General features: G+C 29.8%; 17 protein-coding genes. 9 read left to right on the plus strand and 8 right to left on the minus strand.

The window, feature by feature from the left end; translation table 11 throughout:
- Positions 1-14: 14 nt before the first annotated feature.
- On the minus strand, positions 15-1691 hold the full coding sequence (locus G4D72_RS08820) for a M23 family metallopeptidase (protein WP_166077305.1): 1677 nt from the start codon (positions 1689-1691) through the stop codon (positions 15-17).
- A gap of 349 nt (positions 1692-2040) precedes the next feature.
- Between G4D72_RS08820 and G4D72_RS08825 the strand changes: the two genes are divergently transcribed.
- Complete coding sequence (locus tag G4D72_RS08825) at positions 2041-2730, plus strand: hypothetical protein (RefSeq protein WP_166077306.1); 690 nt, start codon at positions 2041-2043, stop codon at positions 2728-2730.
- Positions 2731-2943: 213 nt separating this feature from the next.
- Here the strand turns inward: G4D72_RS08825 and G4D72_RS08830 are convergent, their stop codons facing one another.
- The 4 genes from G4D72_RS08830 to G4D72_RS08845 all read right to left on the minus strand — a co-directional run bounded on the left by G4D72_RS08830 (position 2944) and on the right by G4D72_RS08845 (position 8792).
- Entirely contained in the window at positions 2944-4413 is a 1470-nt protein-coding gene (locus tag G4D72_RS08830) for an oligosaccharide flippase family protein (protein WP_166077307.1), read from the minus strand.
- A gap of 175 nt (positions 4414-4588) precedes the next feature.
- On the minus strand, positions 4589-5878 hold the full coding sequence (locus G4D72_RS08835) for a glycosyltransferase family 4 protein (protein ID WP_166077308.1): 1290 nt from the start codon (positions 5876-5878) through the stop codon (positions 4589-4591).
- 168 nt (positions 5879-6046) lie between these two features.
- The gene (locus G4D72_RS08840; RefSeq protein ID WP_166077309.1) at positions 6047-8476 is read right to left on the minus strand and encodes a YfhO family protein; all 2430 of its coding nucleotides are present in this window, start codon (positions 8474-8476) and stop codon (positions 6047-6049) included.
- Between the two features lie 58 nt (positions 8477-8534).
- Positions 8535-8792, minus strand: a complete 258-nt coding sequence (locus G4D72_RS08845) for a DUF4834 family protein (protein WP_166077310.1) — start codon at positions 8790-8792, stop codon at positions 8535-8537.
- A gap of 96 nt (positions 8793-8888) precedes the next feature.
- Between G4D72_RS08845 and G4D72_RS08850 the strand changes: the two genes are divergently transcribed.
- From G4D72_RS08850 to G4D72_RS08880, 7 genes are all read left to right on the plus strand, one after another.
- On the plus strand, positions 8889-9848 hold the full coding sequence (locus G4D72_RS08850) for a transporter (RefSeq protein ID WP_166077311.1): 960 nt from the start codon (positions 8889-8891) through the stop codon (positions 9846-9848).
- Positions 9848-10969 carry a GTP cyclohydrolase gene (locus G4D72_RS08855; RefSeq protein WP_166077312.1) on the plus strand — a complete coding sequence of 374 codons (1122 nt, stop codon included), beginning with the start codon at positions 9848-9850 and terminating at the stop codon, positions 10967-10969. The genes G4D72_RS08850 and G4D72_RS08855 overlap by 1 nt, the downstream gene beginning before the upstream one ends.
- Positions 10970-11449 carry a hypothetical protein gene (locus tag G4D72_RS08860; RefSeq protein WP_166077313.1) on the plus strand — a complete coding sequence of 160 codons (480 nt, stop codon included), beginning with the start codon at positions 10970-10972 and terminating at the stop codon, positions 11447-11449.
- A 15-nt stretch (positions 11450-11464) separates the two neighbouring features.
- Complete coding sequence (locus G4D72_RS08865; RefSeq protein WP_091315387.1) at positions 11465-11782, plus strand: YbaB/EbfC family nucleoid-associated protein; 318 nt, start codon at positions 11465-11467, stop codon at positions 11780-11782.
- A gap of 308 nt (positions 11783-12090) precedes the next feature.
- Complete coding sequence (locus G4D72_RS08870; RefSeq protein ID WP_235922480.1) at positions 12091-12510, plus strand: SET domain-containing protein; 420 nt, start codon at positions 12091-12093, stop codon at positions 12508-12510.
- Positions 12507-13013, plus strand: coding sequence for a GNAT family N-acetyltransferase (locus tag G4D72_RS08875; protein WP_166077315.1), 507 nt, complete (start codon positions 12507-12509; stop codon positions 13011-13013). Before G4D72_RS08870 ends, G4D72_RS08875 begins: the two co-directional genes overlap by 4 nt.
- Before the next feature lie 198 nt (positions 13014-13211).
- Positions 13212-14063 carry a TIR domain-containing protein gene (locus G4D72_RS08880; protein ID WP_166077316.1) on the plus strand — a complete coding sequence of 284 codons (852 nt, stop codon included), beginning with the start codon at positions 13212-13214 and terminating at the stop codon, positions 14061-14063.
- A 147-nt stretch (positions 14064-14210) separates the two neighbouring features.
- On the opposite strand, the gene G4D72_RS08885 is transcribed toward G4D72_RS08880, so the two are convergent.
- The 3 genes from G4D72_RS08885 to rpmH form a co-directional block, all read right to left on the minus strand.
- Complete coding sequence (locus tag G4D72_RS08885) at positions 14211-14870, minus strand: FKBP-type peptidyl-prolyl cis-trans isomerase (RefSeq protein WP_166077317.1); 660 nt, start codon at positions 14868-14870, stop codon at positions 14211-14213.
- 19 nt (positions 14871-14889) lie between these two features.
- A complete protein-coding gene (gene carB / locus G4D72_RS08890; protein WP_166077318.1) occupies positions 14890-17745 on the minus strand; it encodes a carbamoyl-phosphate synthase large subunit in 2856 nt (951 codons plus the stop codon).
- A gap of 98 nt (positions 17746-17843) precedes the next feature.
- The gene (gene rpmH, locus G4D72_RS08895) at positions 17844-18005 is read right to left on the minus strand and encodes a 50S ribosomal protein L34 (RefSeq protein WP_091315350.1); all 162 of its coding nucleotides are present in this window, start codon (positions 18003-18005) and stop codon (positions 17844-17846) included.
- A 150-nt stretch (positions 18006-18155) separates the two neighbouring features.
- On the opposite strand from rpmH, the gene G4D72_RS08900 reads away from it, so the two are divergent.
- Positions 18156-18671, plus strand: a complete 516-nt coding sequence (locus G4D72_RS08900; RefSeq protein WP_166077319.1) for a DUF2892 domain-containing protein — start codon at positions 18156-18158, stop codon at positions 18669-18671.
- The last annotated feature ends 824 nt before the right edge of the window (positions 18672-19495 follow it).

The raw sequence follows: 19495 nt of genomic DNA on the forward strand, positions 1-19495 counted from the left end.
TTCAAACTCATAAATTAATATATAAAATTGGATGTAAAAGTGGTTGAATTGTCTAATTTATCTGTAACCACAATTTTTATATCGTTTTTTCCTGAAATCACTTTTCCGTCTTTAAGATCATGAACTAGTTTTTTCGTTTTGTAATCGTATTCCATTAAAATCCATTCGCCATTTAAATAAGCATTATAAGTATCAATTCCAGAAATGGCATCGCTGATAGAAACACTTAACGTAGATAATTTAGAAATATTGCTACCTTCAATAAAGTTTGGATTATAAACTCGTGGCGCTACAGCATCAAATCCGACTTTATATTTACCAAAACTTTTTACTTTTGCGGATACTTTACTCCCTTTTCGAAAAGACGAATTATAGTCTAATTTTAATCCTAAAACAGTTCCAACAAAAGCCTTTTTCTGTTCTTCTTCAGATAAATGCGACATATCTAAAGCAACTGTTAGTCCATTTTGTATTGCCTCGTAATTATTTTCTATATCTAAAACACCTTCTTTTTCAATGATGTTTAAAGAAGCGTTTTCATAAAAAGCATTAGCAGGAATATAGAGCGATGTTTTTTCAAACTCAAAATTATAATCGGATTTTGTTTTGATGTAATAATTTCCTTTTGAAGACACAGCGACTGTATTTGTTTCTTTTTCGTAGGTAATTGGCACGTTTACAATCGTTTTATTACCATGAAAATCTGAAACTTCAATTTTGTATGTATAATTTATTTTAGGTTTTATATCGATAAAGCCATTTTTCAAATTGCCACTTATTAAAGATAATGGATAACTTTCTTTAAAAAATAACTTTTGAAAGCGTTGTTTGAGCTTTTTATATCGGTTGAAATCTATAAAATAATTGATGTGTTTCGATTCGTCAAAAGCAAAAGTATCAAACTCATATTTAAAAATTGGCGAACCATTTAAATATGTAACGACTTTATAAATTCCGTTTTTGTTGTAATTGTTAGTTGATAAGTCATAAGAATTTAGGGCAAAACCAATTTTTCCACTAGCAACCACTTTTGTGGCTAAAAAAGTACCGTCTACTTGCTTTTGTAAGGACAAACTAACTGGATTTTTACTTTTATTTACTGAAATTGAATCATTGGCTGGATACACCATTAAGCTAGAAATCACAGGATTCATCTCATCTTTAATCAATTTATTCATTCCAAATGCCATTGGATTGATGATTTTTTCGGTAGCAGTATCTCTAAATTCGAAATGCAAATGTGGACCACCACTTCCACCAGAATTTCCAGATAAAGCAATAATTTCAGACTTTGTAACTTTTAAGGTACTTGGATATAATTCTACTTCAAAACTTTTTTGTTTGTACTGCTGTTCCTTCACATAAGCTTCAATTTTATCACTGAACTTTTGAAGATGTCCGTAAACCGTAGTATAACCGTTTGGATGTGCTATATATAAAGCTTTTCCGTATCCGAAAGCAGAAACTTTTATTCTGATAATAATTCCATCTGCTGCTGCATAAACGGGTAAACCTTCTACATTATTGGTTCGAATATCTAAACCTGAGTGAAAATGATTAGGACGAAGTTCGCCAAAAGTTCCTGATAGGTTAATTGGAATGTCTAAGGGTGATCGGAAATAATCCTTTGGATACTGTGCAAAAATTAATTGACTGGCGAATAAAAATAAAATGGCGCTTAACTTCTTCATTGTGGTTATTGATTTGTAATTTATGGTTTATGAATTGTGCTAAAATACTAAATTCAAATGCAATGACAAAAATAAATTTCGATTTCAATCCCATTTGTTGCTTTTTTGAAATGCAGATTTTAGAAGTTTTAGAAGTTATTAAAATCTTAGATGAAAAAATAAAATGGCAAACTCAATCCTAATTTGTCAATATCTTAAAATAAAAACCTAAAAATCAATACGTTAGAAATCATTAACAAGTCATTATCATTTCGTTATCACCCCTAATCTTGGCTTTGGCACAGCAATTGAAACTTCCTAAATAACGATAACAATTCGTAAAATGTTTAACAATTAAAATTTAGAAATCATGAGAAAAATTACATTTTTAGTTGCCAGTTTTTTAGTAATGTTAAACGCAACTTTTGCACAAGAAATAAGAACAGATAGACGTGGAAACGGAAACGGACATTCAAACGGACATGGACACCACAACGGACATAACAATTATTATGCTATTGATTACAGAGATGCAGAACCGATAGTTTTTAGAGAAAGAGGTATTACGTTTTATGTTTTTCCAAGTGGAGATTTTGATTTTAACACTGGAAATGGAAGTTTTATAGCAAGACGAGGTGGTGTTCCTACAACTAACTTAGAAGAAAGAGGAATTAGAGGTATAAAAATTGAACACGACTACTATGGTAGAGTGAGAAGAGTTGGAAATGTGTTTATCAACTATGATTATTATGGTAGAGTTAGAAAAATTGGAAGTGTATACATGACGTATAACAGCTTCGCCTTAACAAGAATTGGTGGAATGAGATTGTTTTACAACTATCACGGAGAAATTGTAGGTGTAACGGGATACATAAACGGAATGCACTACGGCTACCAATACAATCCTTGTCCAACAGGTTATAACGGCGGAAGTTATCAAGATGATGAATACGGAAACGATGATGATTTTTACTACTACAAAAAAGATGGTAGCAAAGAAAAAATGAAAAAAGAAGACATTGAAGGCATTAAAAGAGATGCTGTAGAAAGAAAAAAATAGTTTATAGTTGATTGATTGATTGAAGAATCCCGTATCGTGAAAGCGAAGCGGGATTTTTTTTGTTAGGTAGTCAGATTAGGCGGATTTTTTTATTAACCACAGATTCGCAGATTATAAAAAATTCTTAAGTCTAAGTTTGAAAAAAGGTTACTTAAATTTAGTATCACAAATCACTCTTATTTCATAAAAAAATTTGCGAATCTATAGTAAAATCTATTTAAAAACCTTTCCAAGTACATTTCTAATCACGAAATTAATATCGCTAGAAACCTTGAAATAATAATGTAAAGACAAATATAAAACAGAAATTAAAGCCGATTTTAAACCCATATTTACAATCGGATGAAAAGGAAATTCCCAAAAGTAAAACGCTAAAAATAAAACTAAAGTAATGACTAATGAAACAATTGTGTTTTTTGTAAAAGGAAATAATTTCATTTTGAAAACTACAAATAATAATTTGGCTAAACTGTACATTCCAATAGCTATTAAAGTGGCTAATGCTGCGCCATTGATTCCGTATCTTGGTATGAAAATCAAATTTAATCCAACGATGACAAATACCAACAAAACCCCTAAAACTAAAACCGCTTTATAATATTTAGAATTAAAAATGATAGAATTATTATTTCCTAAAATCACATCAAAATATTTAGACAAACCTATGGTGAAAACTACGAATAAACCCTGATCGTAACCTTCATCGGGAAGAATTTCATACAATTGCTTAATGTTGACTAAAATTCCTATATAAATTAAACCACCAATGACTTGAAGTGTAACTGACGATTTTTTATACAATTCATTTAATTCTTGCCACTTGTTTTCACTCATTAATTTGGCTGTAATTGGATACGTAATTTGATGCATCGCTCGTTGTGGAACCGATATGACCATCGCCAAATAAACTGCTAAGGAATAAAACGCGATGTTTTCAATTTTCAAGAATTGGTTAATCATATATTTATCAATGTCTAACAACATATTCGCCACACTTGCCGATAAAATAATAAAAATCGTAAAGACAAAAATAGACTTCGTTTTCTTTGGAAACTTTTTACTCAATTGAATGTTCTTAGTTTTATTAGCATAATAAATGATCACTAACAAACTAATTCCATAAACCAAAACTAATGAATGTATGAATTGAGGTAACGTTATAAATTCAAAATAAACGGCAAAAAGAGAAATTGTAACTAAAATTCTAACAAAAACTTCTTTAACAAACGAACCAAAAACTGATTTCATATGCGCTCGTAACCAAGCATAAAAAATTTCAAAATATCCAATAAACAAAGCAATTAAAGGAATTTCCCATACAAAATCGTAAACAATTGCATTTTTGGCAGATTCATATACCGCAATATTTTCATAAAACGTATAAAACAAAGCAAAAAACGGAATAATAATAAGCAAAGGCAACAAAAGCATATAACTGAAATAGCTACTTAAATCCTCTTCCGTTTTATTATTCTCATTAAAAAACTTAATTAAAGTATTTTGAATTCCGAAAGATAAGATTGGATATAAAATATTAGCAGCTGATAAGACATAATTGGTTAATCCCAAATAGTCTTTACCTAAAAAAACGGGATACATATACAAAACATTAATCGCACCAATAGAAAAACCTATAAAAGTGATAATGGTGTTTTTAATAGATTGTTTGATTACGATGCCCATATTTTTCAGTGTTCAGTATTCAGTTTTGAGTGTTCAGTTTTTATTTGATATTGAATTATTTGTTTGTATTTGATATTGAATTATTTCAAACAGATTCAACAGATTTTATTAATTTTTATAATTTCTTAAATCTGTGTTGACATATTTGTTTTTACAACTTTTTACTTGGCTCTTTTTACTTTTTACTTAAAATATTCGCCAACTTTTCAGTTAAACTTTTTCTGCTAAATTGTTGTAAACCGACAGCATGAACTTTTAGATTTTTATCTAAATATTGATTAAAATAAGTCAAAATTTGATTTTTTAATTCATTTTTCTCGTGATATTGATAAAAAACACCTGTATTTGTTTGTTTGATAATACTTTCAAAATCGGAGTTTTTAGGTCCGATGGCTACTATTGGTCTTTCGGACACCATGTATTCAAATAATTTTCCGGGTATGATGCATTTGGTATCTTTAGAATCAATTTCAATTAACAACAAAACTTGCGAACTTCTTTGATGTACTAAAGCTTCTTCATGCGAAACATAACCTAAATTTTGCACAAAAGTTTCTAGGCGAAAATCAGAAATCGATTGCAACACTTCTTTACTAACGGCTCCAATTAATTTCAGTTTGAAATAGTTGGCAAAATCTTCATTTTCTTGAATTAATTCTGCTAAAGATGCCCATAAAATTTGCGGATTTCTTTCCGATAAAAACGAACCAATATGTGCTAAAGTAAAGTTTTCATCTAAAGGTTTCTTTTCGATTTTCTCTACATCATAACCATTTGTAATGACTTCTATTGGTTGTTTCGTAATACTCTCAAATTCAGTTTTTGTGGTTGGTGATGTCACTAAAATCGTATCACAAGTATTCATCACTTCTTTTTCCAAAGATTTATGTTTCGCACTCGCCCACTTCGATAATTTAAGTTCTTTATGATAGCCAATAGTTGTCCAAGGATCACGAAAATCGGCAATCCAATTTACATTGAGTTGCTTTTTTAAATCTAAACCAATTAAGTGCAAACTATGAGGCGGACCAGTTGTAATAATGGTTTCAATGTGATTTTCTTGAATGTATTTTTTAAGATATTTTACAGAAGGTTTCACCCAAAAAACTCTAGCATCTGGAATAAAAACGTTGCCACGAATCCAAAGCATTGTTTTTTCAATAAACGATTGCTTTTTCTTTTGAGTAATGATTCCTGCACCTAACTTTTTCGTCTTATTTTTCGATAAGAAAGAAGCTAAAGCATAAGGTTCAAAAATTTTATTTTTTAAAATTACGGTTGAATTCTTAACTTCTGAAAGCAATTTCTCATCAAGTAAAGGGTAACTCGGATTTTCTGGAATATAAACAATAGGTTCTATTCCAAAATCAGGTAAATATTTTACAAACTTTAACCAACGTTGCACGCCTGGTCCACCAGCTGGCGGCCAATAATAGGTAATGATTAAAACTTTGTTTGAACTCAAAATTAATTTTCCTTTATATTTATTCTTTGTTTTTTTGCCACGAATTTTCGAATTTTGACAATCTAGACGATTATTGAATTGTGGTTAATTCGAAAAATACTCTACTTCGTCGATTCAAATAAGTTTTAAAAATATTTTAATTCGAAAATTCGTAGCTTATAAAATAAATTATTTTATCTCTACTAGATTCTTTTGCTGTTTTCTCCAGTAAAAAATACCCAAACCAATAGTTATAAGCATTAAAAGTGTGGAAATCAAAGCTATTGTACTACCTGTTTTAACTACTTGTGGTTCAAATTTGAATTCAATAGTATGTTTTCCTGCTGGAATTTGTAAACCTCTTAAAACATAATTTACGTTTAATATTTTGGCTTCTTTACCATCAATTGTAGCGACCCAACCTTTTTCATAATACATTTCAGAAAACACTCCAAAACCATTTTTTGAGTTGTTAGAAATATATTTTAAATGATTTGGTTTGTAAGAAGTTAATTCAATTGTTGCAGTTGAATCTTTTTCAAAAGTATTTTCCTTAATAGCATTCACTTTTGAATTAATTACAGCTTCATCTTTAGTTTTTAATTTATCTAAAGCTTTCATTTCTTCATCGCCAGATTTAACTAACTTAATTTTTGAAACAAACCAAGAATTTCCGTTAGCATTTGGATTTTCTAAAGCTTGTTGAATACCTTCTTGATTCGTTTGAATGATATATTTGGCATTTAACATATTCAGCATTTCAATATTGTTTTTAGCAATTTGATAGTCGAATAATTCTTGCATTTTCTTAGGTTTTGCTGCGTGATATCCTCCAATAGATTGGTGATAAAAAGAAGCTCTAGCGCTATTCATTTGTCCATCTACATCAAAAACTCTAAAATGGGTAGTATCTTCTAAAATACGAGCATCCGCTTCTGTTGGTTCTCCAAAAGGTCTTTCAATTTGACTTTTAGAAACAAAATCATCTGCTTTTATATAATTTTTAGCAACAATAAATAAATCTAAAACCATTACCAAACCAACTAAAATCACAGTTGTTAATTGTGAAAAAGTTTTTTTAGTGTATAAAAATAAGATTCCGAAAGCTACAGTTAAAAATCCTAAAGAACGAGAAATAGTAGAAAAATACATGCTTTCACGATCTTCTTTTAAAACTTTCATAAACTCTGGACCATATTGCTGTGCATACATTTTATCCGTTTCACCTGTAAAATCGAAAGCACCATTGGCTAAAATTAATATAACTAAAAGTCCACCAACAATAGCAGCAGAATAGAGTAAAGCTTTTTTTCTTGGAGCTTCATCTGCATTGAAAAAAGCTGATAATCCTAATATGGCTAAAACGGGTAAACATAATTCCAGTATAACTTGTATAGAAGAAACCGCTCTAAACTTGTTATACATTGGTACATAGTTGATGAAAAAATCGGTTAAAAAAGACAAGTTTTTTCCGTAAGACATTAGTAAGGAAAATATTACAGCTGCAGCTAAAGCAAATTTAATTTTTCTTTTTTCTAAAAACATAGCTAAAACTGCTAAGAAAAACACAATGATTCCGATATAAGCTGGAGCGGCAACAATTGGTTGTTCACCCCAATATGTAGGCATGTGTTTCACTAAATCTCTAGCTTCATTTTCTGGTACATTTTGTCCAACAATAAACTGGTACATAGAGGATTCGCTTCCTAAATCTTCATTATTTGAACCTCCAAATAATTTTGGCGCAATTAAATTTAAACTTTCTGAAATTCCATAGCTATATTGAGTGATATAGTCATAACTCATCGCGTTGGTATCGGTTTTCTTTTTTCCGTTTTCATCAAAAGTTAACTCACTATTACTTCTGGTTGAATATTTAGCATATTCGGCAGTGGCTAGTAAGTTAGTAGCATTTGCACCGATAGCTAAAACTGCACCTATGCTTAAAATCGCAAATGATTTATACAAATGTTGGAAATCTTTTTCTTTAATGATTTCGTAAATGTAAAATCCGATTACGAAAGCAAATAAAAACAAGAAATAATACGTCATTTGGAAGTGATTCGCCTGAATTTCTAATCCAGCGGCAAGCATTGTAACAATTCCACCTACTATATAGCGTTTGTTAAAAATAAAAATAATTCCAGCTAAAACCATAGGAATGTAAGCAATAGCATGCGCTTTAGCATTATGTCCTACACCCAATATAACAATCAAATAAGTTGAAAAACCAAAAGCCAACGCACCAAAAAAGGCTTGTAAAGGTTTAATTTTCAAACTCATCAACAAGAGATAAAAACCTAAGAAATATAAAAATAAGTAATCTGCAGGACGAGGTAAAAATCGTAAAGTGCTATCTAAACTTTTTATATAATTATGAGGATATTTTGCTCCTAATTGATAAGTTGGCATACCTCCAAAAGCACTATTTGTCCAATAAGGCTCTTCGTGAAACTCGTTTCTAAAGTCTTTCTGTTCTTTAGACATACCAGTATATTGAGCTATATCTGACTGTAAGATTTGTTTTCCAGATAAAACTGGATAAAAATAAATTATAGCGATTACAATAAAACCAAAAATGGCATAAAAATGTGGCGCGAATTTTTCTAATTTCTTCATTATACTTCTTGAATTAATATCTTACAAAAATAAAAAATTCCCCGTAAGGGGGAAATTTTTATTCAACTTCTTCGTAATCGATGTAATCACCTACAATCTTCTTTTCCTTTTTGGGCACTTCTTGTTTGTTTTCTGTTGGTGATTGATATTGTTGTTGCTGTTGTTCAAATTGTCTTTTAATGTGTTCTTCTGCTTTTTTCGCAACTTTTTGCATCAAATAAGGTGCTAACAACCTCATTGCGAACTTAAATAAATAATAACACAAAATGATAATGGCTAACGTTCTAATAAAACTCGGCACACTTGCAGTATCCATAATTATAAATTTTTCTTCAAAAATAAGGAATATATCAAATCTAATACTTAAAATTATGATAAAATATTTACATTTGGATTTTTAAAACTAAGTTGTATGAAACAAACTACTAATATATTTCTGTTGGCTACACTACTGTTGTCTTTTTTGAGTCACGCTCAATTTACAGATGAAGTAAATTCAAACCGACCAGGAAAATCTATGATGGCTTTTTCTGTTGGGAAAAGTGTATTTCAAACAGAATCTGGTGTGAATTACATTACTGAAGATCATGAAGGATTAAAATATAATGCAAAAGGCTATAATGCAGATTTTGTAATGCGTTGGGGTGTATTTAAAGAAGAATTAGAAGTTATTGCTGAAATTCAATATCAAAAAGACAGTTATAATCGATTTGGAGTAACTAGCGACAGAAGTGCACTTCGACAAACAGTATTTGGAGCCAAATTTTTATTTTATGATCCTTTCAAAAAAGGACCAGAAAAACCCAATTTATACAGTTGGAAAGCCAATCACCGCTTTAAATGGAAACAATTTATTCCTGCTTTTTCTGGATATGCTGGAGTAAATTTTAATTTTTCTGAAAATAACTTATTTTCAAATGCTCCTATACTTGAGCCAAATTTTAGTCCAAAAGTAATGGCCATTGCTCAAAATCATTTTGGAACAAGAACCGTTTTAGTTACTAACTTAATTTACAACAAAATAGGTACTGAATTTGCAAGTATCGACTATATTTTAACATTAACTCGTGGTATAAACCAGAACTGGTCGGCTTTTATTGAAAATCAGGGATATAATGGTAAATACTACAGCGATGGAATTATAAGATTAGGAGCAGCTTTTTTACACAGAAAAGACATGCAATTTGATGCTTCTATTGGTACAAACATAAAAAGCACACCTAGTATTTTTTCGGCAGGAATTGGGTTTACTTGGCGTTTTATAAAAAATTACAAAGAAGTTAAAATGGCTAAGCCAGGAACTCAAAGTAAAATGGATAAGAAAATGGACAAAAAAGCAGAAAAAAATAAAAGAAAAGACGGCGTAGAGTAATGATAGAAATAAAAGAAGTTTTCTCGAAAAAAGAACTAAAGGATTTTGTAAAATTTCCTTTTGAATTATATAAAGATAACAAAAATTGGGTTCCACCATTAATTCAGGAAGAATTAGAAAGCTTTGATAAAAACAAAAATCCAGTTTTTCAAACCGCTGATACGCATTTTTATTTAGCCTATAAAAACAATAAAATTGTAGGTCGTGTTGTAGCGATAATCAATTGGGACGAGGTGAATATTTTAGGTAAAAAGAAGGTCAGATTTGGCTGGTTTGATGTCATTGACGATATTGAAGTGACTAAAGCGCTTTTAAATAAAGTAATCGCTTTCGGAAAAGAACATAAATTAGATAATATTGAAGGTCCGATGGGCTTTTCAAATTTAGATAAAGTGGGATGTTTAATTGATGGTTTTGATCAACGAGGATTAATGATTACTTGGTACAATTATCCTTATTATGCAACACATTTCGAACAATTAGGTTTTGTTAAGGAAAAAATATATTTAGAAAGTAAATTTCCATTTTCAAACATTGACCCCACAAACTTTCAGCGAATTGCTGATATGATTGAAAAAAGATACGAATTAACCCATTTGAACTTTACAAAAACTAAAGAAATTATGCCTTATGTAGACAAAATGTTTGCATTATTTAATAATAGTTATGCCTCATTGCAGTCATTTGTACCAATTAACGACATTCAAATTGAATACTTTAAAAAGAAATACATCTCATTTATCAATCCAGAATTTATAAAATTCGTAATGGATAAAGAAGGAAGAATGGTAGCTTTTAGTATTGTAATGCCTGATTTTGCTGAAGCCTTACAAAAAGCCAAAGGAAAATTATTTCCAACAGGATTTTTACATTTATTAAAAGCAAAAAACAAATGTAAAACTGCGGTATTTTATTTAATTGGAGTTTTACCAGAATACCAAAGTAAAGGTGTCACTTCAATTATTTTTAATGAAAACTATATAAGTTTTAAAAAAATTGGGGTAGAAAATTGTATGCGAACACCAGAACTAGCAGACAACCACGCCGTTCATAATTTATGGAAACATTTTGGTCCTGTATATCACAAGAAACGATGTACTTTTATTAAAAAGTTGAAATAAATGAAAACAATTATATACTTAAAAGAAGTACCATTCTTTAAGAAATTTTTCGGAATTACTTTAGGAATATTTGGATTTATTTCATTGTTATCAGGTCAAATAATTTTTGGGGCAATATTTTTTATGCTTGGAATAAATTTCATTTTAACAGAAGGAATAGAAATAGATTTAGAGAGTAAAACATACAGAAATGTCAAATCAATATTTGGCAAAAATTTCGGAAAATGGAGTGTTTATCCTGAATTTGAATATGTTTCTATATTCAAAACCAAAGAAAGTCAAAGAATAAATGTTGTTACGGCAACTACTTCAATAACAAGTGATATTATTTTACTAAATTTATTTTATAAGGGAAATAAATATTTTACAGTTTATAAAACAACTGACAAAAAAGATGCTTTCGAAGTTGCAGAACATTTAAAATTAGCTTTAGATATTGATATTTTAGATGCAACTGAAAGTGAAAAAAAATGGTTATAACTTAAAACAAAAAAAATGGACTTAATGGGAATGATGGGTAAACTAAAAGAAACCCAGCAAAAAATGGAAGAAACTAAAAACAGATTAAATAGCGTTTTAGTAGACGAACAAAGCAATGACGGTTTATTACAAGTAACTTTAACAGCGAACAGAGAAATTAAAAACTTTAAAATAGCTGATGAATTGTTACAAGACAAAGAAATGTTAGAAGATTATCTGGTGACTGTTTTAAACAAAGCCATTACAAAAGCAACTAACGTTAATGAAGCAGAAATGGCGGCAGTAGCGCAATCTGGAATGCCAAGTATTCCAGGAATGGATATGTTTAAATAGAAATAGTTCAGTCAAACAAGTTTTTATAAAACACCTTTTATTTTTTTGCTGCGAATTCTCGAATTATAAAATTTGTTACTTGTGAAAATAGTTTTTCTAATATGAAAATTCGAATTTTTACGAATTCCAACAAGTTAAAAAATTCCATAATTCGTGGCAAACTACTAATTATCCAACCCAACAAAACTATGATGCATCTTAACAACTTCGTAGCAAAACGCTTTCATAATTTTGATTTATGAACTTTGTAAGTGATGCGCTTTTATTTCAAAAGAAAACTAGGTGTCTATTTGTTAAAAAAAACTATTTTGGATAATCATATCAACGCTTCAGAAGAAGATTACTTATACATCCATCAATCACAAATTCCGAATTCGGGAAAAGGATTATTTACGGCAATAAAAATATACAAAGACGAAGTGATTTCGACATTCAAAGGGAATATAGTATCAAATTTAGAAGCAGAAAGTATTGCCAAATCAGGAAACGATCAATACTTTATCAAGTTATTGGATGGTTCTATTTTAGATTCAAATTTAGTGGCTTGTTTTGCAAAATATGCCAATGACGCTACTGGATATAGCAATTCAGAATTCAAAAATAATGCAAAAATTGCATTAGACGAAGCAAACAATGTCTGTTTAATTGCACTTAAAAACATCAAATCTGGAGAAGAAATTTTTTGCAGTTACGGAAAATCATATTGGAAAAAACACGGAAATAAATGATTACAAAAGCTACTTTAAAAGACGTTACAGAAATTACTAAACTAGTAAATTCAGCTTATCGCGGTGAAACTTCAAAAAAAGGATGGACCACAGAAGCGAATATTTTAGAGGGTGAACGCATTTCAGAATCGGAACTTACCGAAATACTTTTAAATACTGAAAACACTTTTTTAATCTATCGCGAAAACAATAAAATTATAGGAACTGTTTTATTAACCAATAAAAAAACAGAATTATATTTAGGAATGTTAACCGTTTCTCCAGAATTACAAAATTCAGGTTTAGGAAAAAAATTACTGATTGCTGCAGAAGATTTAGCGAATGCCATACCATTACCAAAAATTGTAATGACAGTAATTTCTATTCGTGAAGAACTTATTGCTTGGTACCAACGTAATGGCTATTTAGACACGGGAAAACGTGAACCTTTCCCAAGTATTTACAACGATGTAGTCCTTCATTCCGAGCCATTAGAATTTTCGATATTAGAAAAAGTACTTTAAGTTGAATTTTTCAAAACATACATTTTACATTTAAAAATTAATTTTATTAATATCATAAATCACTGTTTTACAGTGTTTTAAAATTAAATTACAAAAAAAAAGTAAACTTTTTTTCCGACCGTAAGTATTAGTTCAAAAAACCGTAAAATCGTATCCTATTTCTTTCTTAATTTTGTTTGAACTCAAATTTGAAAGATTATGGCAAGAAGAATTTCAACTATTATTTCAGAAAATATTCCTACTGAATTATTGTATTTCAAAGCGGAATTTAATAAAGTATTAAACCAAAGAATAATTTTAGGTGAAGAACTTTATAACAGACCCATTCATACACTAGCTGGATTAAAAAAGAATAAAGAAGAATTTTTTACATGGAATGCCTTTAATTCTGATTATTTAGGCAAAGCATTTAACAGAGAGCATAATGAGTATAAGAAATGTTATGACGAATCTATTTCATCTTTTTTTAGTTCATTTACGATTCGAAACTCTCCTGTTCAAGACCAGAAAGACTTTAAAGATAAAATAAACAATAAAATAAACAATTTAAAAAAAATACGTTCGAAAATTGATGAGATGAGAACTGGCGTATTAAAAAGTGCTGTTTTTAGAAAAAATGAAGTTGAATCGTACAAAACTGAAATTTTTATCGTTCCTGGAAATGATGAAATCGTACTAAATAAAACGTTGAGTTTTGTGCAAAGTTTAGGACTAAAAGCAATTGTTTTACATGAAAAAAACTCTTCAAATAAAACTGTATTTGAAATCATAGAAGAAAATTCAAATGTAGGATTTGCTATTATTTTGCATACATCACATCCAACTGTTACACAACAAAATATTTTTTTCGAACATGGTTTTTTAATTGGGAAAATTGGAAGAAATAAAGTATGCGCTCTAGTTAAAGAAGAAATAGAAAAGCCTAAAGATATTTCAGGTATTTCTTACATAGCAATAGATGAATCCGATTTATGGTGTTATTCACTTGCAAAAGAATTAAAAACTGCGGGTTGTTATGCTATTGATATGAAAAAATACATTAGCGCGTAAATTTTAATATCATGACAATTTTAATCCTGAAAGTTTTCTGCTGGATCATTAACGCACTATTGTTGTAAAAAGATAATTTGTTAGTTAAAAAATGCCTCAAAAGTAATTACTACAATTGAGGCATTTTACTTTTATCTAAGAGTATGCTTAAAAAACATTAAAAAGTTTAAAATTGTATATTAGCGGTGAATAAGCAGGAATTCCAGTTAAACTTCTATCATAATAAGCCACTGCAGAAGGTAAAAACATTACACCAGCTCCAAAATCATTATACTGATCCACACCAGTTATAGTACCCATTTTGAATTCTGGAAGAATGTTTTGCCAACCTAAAATTAAATTATTCATAGGTAAATTCACACCTGATGTAGCACTTGTAGTTACTGCAGTAGATTGCGTATTTAAAAGTGATAATTTGTAATATGCTTTTATTTGACTTGTTAAGGTTGGCGAAACTCCTACTCCATCTTGCAACTTAATGTAGTATATTTTATGTGGTACACCACCAACATTTACAATTTTTGACAATACATTGGCATTCGGAGTCGTTTCATTTGTTCCCCAAATAGAAGTTGGATCTAAACTTGGAACCGTTATATAGTCAACATTTTGATGATCAACACCGCCAGGATTATTGACTACTACTAAAGCATGTGTTTTTAGATAATTTTCAATTAAAACAATTTCAGAATTGTATTGTGTTTGTATGTCTCTAATTGGTGGAATTTCAATCGGATCATCCTTTTCACAGCTAGCTAAAACACTAATAAACAATATACTCAGCACAATTTTTTTCAATATTTTCATCTTTTTATCTTTTTAATGGTTACTTGGTTAAATACATCTTTCTTCTTGAATATAAATCATAAAACTGATCGTCTTTTAAATCGTCTATAAACAAAATACTTTCTCCAGTACTCTTCATTTCTGGCCCTAATGCTTTATTCACATTTGGAAATTTACTAAAAGAGAAAACAGGTTGTTTAATTGCATACCCATTTAATTTTGGTTCAAAAGTAAAATCAGTAACTTTATTGTGACCTAACATAACTTTCGTAGCATAGTTTACATAAGGTTCACCATAGGCTTTTGCAATAAATGGCACTGTACGAGAAGCTCTCGGATTCGCCTCAATAATATAAACAATATCGTCTTTTATGGCAAATTGAATGTTAATCAATCCAACTGTTTTTAAAGCAATAGCAATTTTTTGAGTATGATCTTTAATTTGTTGCATTACAAATTCACCTAAATTAAACGGTGGTAAAGTTGCATTACTATCTCCAGAATGCACCCCACAAGGCTCAATATGCTCCATAATTCCGATAATGTAAACATTTCCGTCGGCGTCACAAATTGCATCTGCTTCGGCTTCAATCGCACCATCTAAATAATGATCTAGCAATAATTTATTTCCTGGAATCGATTTTAACAAATCAATTACATGTTCTTCTAATTCTTGTTTATTAATTACGATTTTCATTCCTTGTCCACCCAAAACATAAGAAGGACGCACTAATAATGGAAAATCTAATGAATCTGCTAATTGTGATGCTTCTTCAGCACTTTCTGCAATTCCAAATTTAGGAAAAGGGATATTTAAATCGGTTAATAATTCTGAAAATCTACCTCTATCTTCTGCTAAATCTAATGCATCAAAAGAAGTTCCTAAGATTTTTATGCCATATTTAGATAATTTCTCCGCTAATTTTAAAGCCGTTTGTCCACCCAACTGCACGATGACACCTTCTGGTTTTTCATGTTGAATGATGTCATAAATATGTTCCCAAAATACAGGTTCGAAATACAATTTATCAGCTGTATCGAAATCTGTAGAAACCGTTTCTGGATTACAGTTAATCATAATGGTTTCATAGCCACATTCTTTTGCTGCTAAAACACCGTGAACACAAGAATAATCAAACTCAATTCCTTGTCCAATTCTATTCGGTCCAGAACCTAAAACTACAACTTTTTTCTTATCTGTAACAATACTTTCATTATGAACATATCTGGTACCATCTGCTTTTTCAATCTCGGCTTCAAAAGTCGAATAATAATATGGCGTTTGTGCTTTAAATTCTGCCGCACAAGTATCTACTAACTTGTACACACGTTGAATATTCATTTCATCTCTTAATTGATGAACTTGACTTTCTAAACAACCCATCATATGAGCAATTTGACGGTCTCCATACCCTTTTTGTTTGGCCTCTAACAATAATTCTTTTGGTAAAGAATCAATTTTATATTTCGAAATTTCTTTCTCTAAGTGGAATAATTCTTCATATTGTTTTAAAAACCACATGTCGATTTTTGTAATTTCATGAATTCTGCTTAATGGAATTCCCATTGCAATAGCGTCATAAATAACAAAAACTCTATCCCAACTTGCATGAGTTAATTTATCAATAATTTGCTCATAATTGGTATAACCTTTTCCGTCAGCTCCTAACCCATTTCTTTTGATTTCTAAAGATTGAGTGGCTTTGTGTAAAGCTTCTTGGAATGAACGTCCTATTCCCATAACTTCACCAACAGATTTCATTTGAAGCCCCAAAGTTCTGTCTGCACCTTCAAATTTATCGAAATTCCAACGAGGTATTTTTACAATTACATAATCTAAAGTTGGCTCAAATAAAGCAGAAGTCGATTTTGTAATTTGATTTTGTAATTCATCTAAGTTATACCCTAAAGCTAATTTCGAAGCGATTTTAGCAATCGGATAACCAGTTGCTTTCGAAGCTAAAGCCGATGAACGAGACACACGAGGGTTGATTTCTATCGCTACAATATCTTCTTTTTCATCAGGTGAAACTGCGAATTGTACGTTACAACCTCCTGCAAAATTTCCGATAGAACGCATCATTAAAATGGCCATATCACGCATTTTTTGGAATGTGGTGTCCGATAAAGTCATTGCTGGGGCAACTGTTATCGAATCTCCAGTATGAATTCCCATTGGATCCATATTTTCAATCGTACAAATAATTACAACGTTATCATTACTGTCACGTAATAATTCTAATTCGTATTCTTTCCAACCCATTAAGGCTTTGTCAATTAAAACTTCATGTATTGGAGAAGCTTCTAAACCATAAGTTAAAGCGGCATCAAAATCTTCTTTTTTATAAATAATTGCTGCTCCAGTTCCACCCAAAGTAAACGAAGGTCGAATTACTAGAGGAAAACCAAATTCTTGTTCAATTTCTTTTCCTTTTAAGAAAGAATTTGCCGTTTTAGCGGGCGCTTGAGGAATTCCTATTTTATTTAGTAAGTTTTTAAATTGTTCTCTATCTTCAGTGATATTAATCGCATTAATATCTACACCAATTAATCTTACATTAAAATCTTTCCAAATTCCTTTTTCATCAGCTTCAATACACAAGTTTAAGGCTGTTTGCCCACCCATTGTTGGTAAAACAGCGTCAATTTGAGGATGAGCTTTAAGAATTTCTATAATAGATTTTGTAGTAAGTGGTTTCAAATATACATGATCCGCCATAGTTGGATCTGTCATAATAGTTGCAGGGTTAGAATTGATAAGAATTACTTCAATTCCTTCTTCTTTTAGAGATCGAGCGGATTGAGATCCAGCATAATCAAATTCACAGGCTTGTCCGATTACAATTGGTCCTGAACCAATGATTAATACCGATTTAATTGAGTTGTCTTTAGGCATCTTGTTGAGTTGTTGTGGGTTGTAGTTTTTTCAAATATATAAAAAAAGGTGCTACTATATAAATAGTAACACCCTGATATTTTGTTTAAATAAAAACATTATTTTTTATGTCTTGGTTCGCAAGATACAGTCAATTTATGTCTTCCTTTAGCTCTACGACGAGCAAGCACTTTTCTTCCGTTAGGAGATGACATTCTGTCCATGAAACCGTGCTTATTTCTTCTTTTTCTCTTTGATGGTTGAAACGTTCTCTTACTCATTGCTAGTATTTTTAAATTCTATATAATTCTTTAATAAAATGGCTTTCTTTAAACCGAGTGCAAATATACAAAGACTTTTTTCAAATACAAATACTTTTTTAAAAATATTTTTAATAGATTTTATTACCTTTGCAAACTAAACTATTAATCATGTTCAATAAAAACATAAAACTAATTGTCGCTGCAAGTATTGTTGCATTTGCCATTTATCAATTTACAGAAGGAAATATCGGAAATGGTATATTCTTGCTATTAATAGCTGCTATTTTTATCTTTTTTTACTTTAAAAATGAGTTGATTATTTTAGCTTTTTTACAATTAAGAAAGCAAAATTTTGAAGGAGCTAAAAAATATTTAGACAAAATTACTAATCCGGAATCAGCATTAGTAAAAAAACAACAAGGTTATTTTAACTACTTAAACGGATTAATGGTGTCTCAAACCAATTTAAATCAGGCTGAGAAGTATTTCAGAAAAGCCATTGAATTAGGTTTGAGCATGGATCAAGATTTAGCCCTAGCCAAATTACAATTAGCAGGAATTGCCGCTTCAAAAAGAAGAAAAATTGAAGCTGAAAAATTATTAGGTGAAGCAAAAAAATTAGATAAACACAATATGTTGAAAGATCAAATCGTAATGATGAAGCAGCAATTGAAAAGAATTTAATACATTAAGAGTCTCAAATGAGACTCTTTTTTTTCTTTATTTTAAAAAATATATTTTTCTTATCACTAAAAACAGATGCGAAATTCATTCTTTAATAACTTATTTTATACTCTGAAAATAAAATAATTCCTTACTTCATCTAATCTTTAAGATTTAATACGCGCAAATTTTTATTTCTACACAGTATTTTAAGTACTTAATGATCCAATCATATCCTTTTCTACAAAATACATTTAATTCATATACAATTTTCAAATCAAAAAATAATACTCAAAACATAATTTCTTTATTTAAAAATTCAAAAAATAAAACTAATAAAATTATACAATTGTAAAACTTTAAAAAAACACAAAAATAAATTCAGAATCAAATTAAATATTACCAAAACCAAATCACCCAAAACAAATCAAAACAATTTCAAATAACCTTTTTTCATTTTAGGAAATAAAATTACTTAACAAAAACAATTCAAAACACCAATTAATTTCCTAAAAAACAATAAAAATAGATCCAAAAACATAAATAGTGTCTGAATTAAAATATTTATAAGTAAAAAAATTATTTAACATCTAGACTTAATTGAGCGTTCCTCGTTAGAGAAGTATTCATTATACCACACGTTAATTTTACAACGAGGTCGTATGTTACGTTCTATCTTTTATTTTGTTGAAGGCGTTTGGTGTTTAGATAGGTAAAATAGGACAACAACAAAAAAAAGGATGCCACTTCACCCACTAACGCGAAGGATTTCAGAAGGAGTTTACTGCAATAAACTCATAAAGAATCTGATTCAAGTTCAGATTAAAAAAAATGTCCCGTTGGGA

Origin of the sequence: Flavobacterium difficile, assembly GCF_011392115.1 — a bacterium.
In the GTDB taxonomy this organism is placed as follows: Bacteria; Bacteroidota; Bacteroidia; order Flavobacteriales; family Flavobacteriaceae; genus Flavobacterium; species Flavobacterium difficile.

Coding starts and splice junctions, on each gene's coding strand:
- G4D72_RS08855 (WP_166077312.1), top strand. CDS start 9,848: ATGATAGAAATAAAAGAAGTTTTCTCGAAAAAAGAACTAAAGGATTTT.
- G4D72_RS08840 (WP_166077309.1), bottom strand. CDS start 8,476: ATGAAGAAATTAGAAAAATTCGCGCCACATTTTTATGCCATTTTTGGT.
- carB (WP_166077318.1), bottom strand. CDS start 17,745: ATGCCTAAAGACAACTCAATTAAATCGGTATTAATCATTGGTTCAGGA.
- G4D72_RS08860 (WP_166077313.1), top strand. CDS start 10,970: ATGAAAACAATTATATACTTAAAAGAAGTACCATTCTTTAAGAAATTT.
- G4D72_RS08830 (WP_166077307.1), bottom strand. CDS start 4,413: ATGGGCATCGTAATCAAACAATCTATTAAAAACACCATTATCACTTTT.
- G4D72_RS08820 (WP_166077305.1), bottom strand. CDS start 1,691: ATGAAGAAGTTAAGCGCCATTTTATTTTTATTCGCCAGTCAATTAATT.
- G4D72_RS08900 (WP_166077319.1), top strand. CDS start 18,156: ATGTTCAATAAAAACATAAAACTAATTGTCGCTGCAAGTATTGTTGCA.
- G4D72_RS08845 (WP_166077310.1), bottom strand. CDS start 8,792: ATGGATACTGCAAGTGTGCCGAGTTTTATTAGAACGTTAGCCATTATC.
- G4D72_RS08865 (WP_091315387.1), top strand. CDS start 11,465: ATGGACTTAATGGGAATGATGGGTAAACTAAAAGAAACCCAGCAAAAA.
- G4D72_RS08825 (WP_166077306.1), top strand. CDS start 2,041: ATGAGAAAAATTACATTTTTAGTTGCCAGTTTTTTAGTAATGTTAAAC.
- rpmH (WP_091315350.1), bottom strand. CDS start 18,005: ATGAGTAAGAGAACGTTTCAACCATCAAAGAGAAAAAGAAGAAATAAG.
- G4D72_RS08850 (WP_166077311.1), top strand. CDS start 8,889: ATGAAACAAACTACTAATATATTTCTGTTGGCTACACTACTGTTGTCT.
- G4D72_RS08880 (WP_166077316.1), top strand. CDS start 13,212: ATGGCAAGAAGAATTTCAACTATTATTTCAGAAAATATTCCTACTGAA.
- G4D72_RS08875 (WP_166077315.1), top strand. CDS start 12,507: ATGATTACAAAAGCTACTTTAAAAGACGTTACAGAAATTACTAAACTA.
- G4D72_RS08885 (WP_166077317.1), bottom strand. CDS start 14,870: ATGAAAATATTGAAAAAAATTGTGCTGAGTATATTGTTTATTAGTGTT.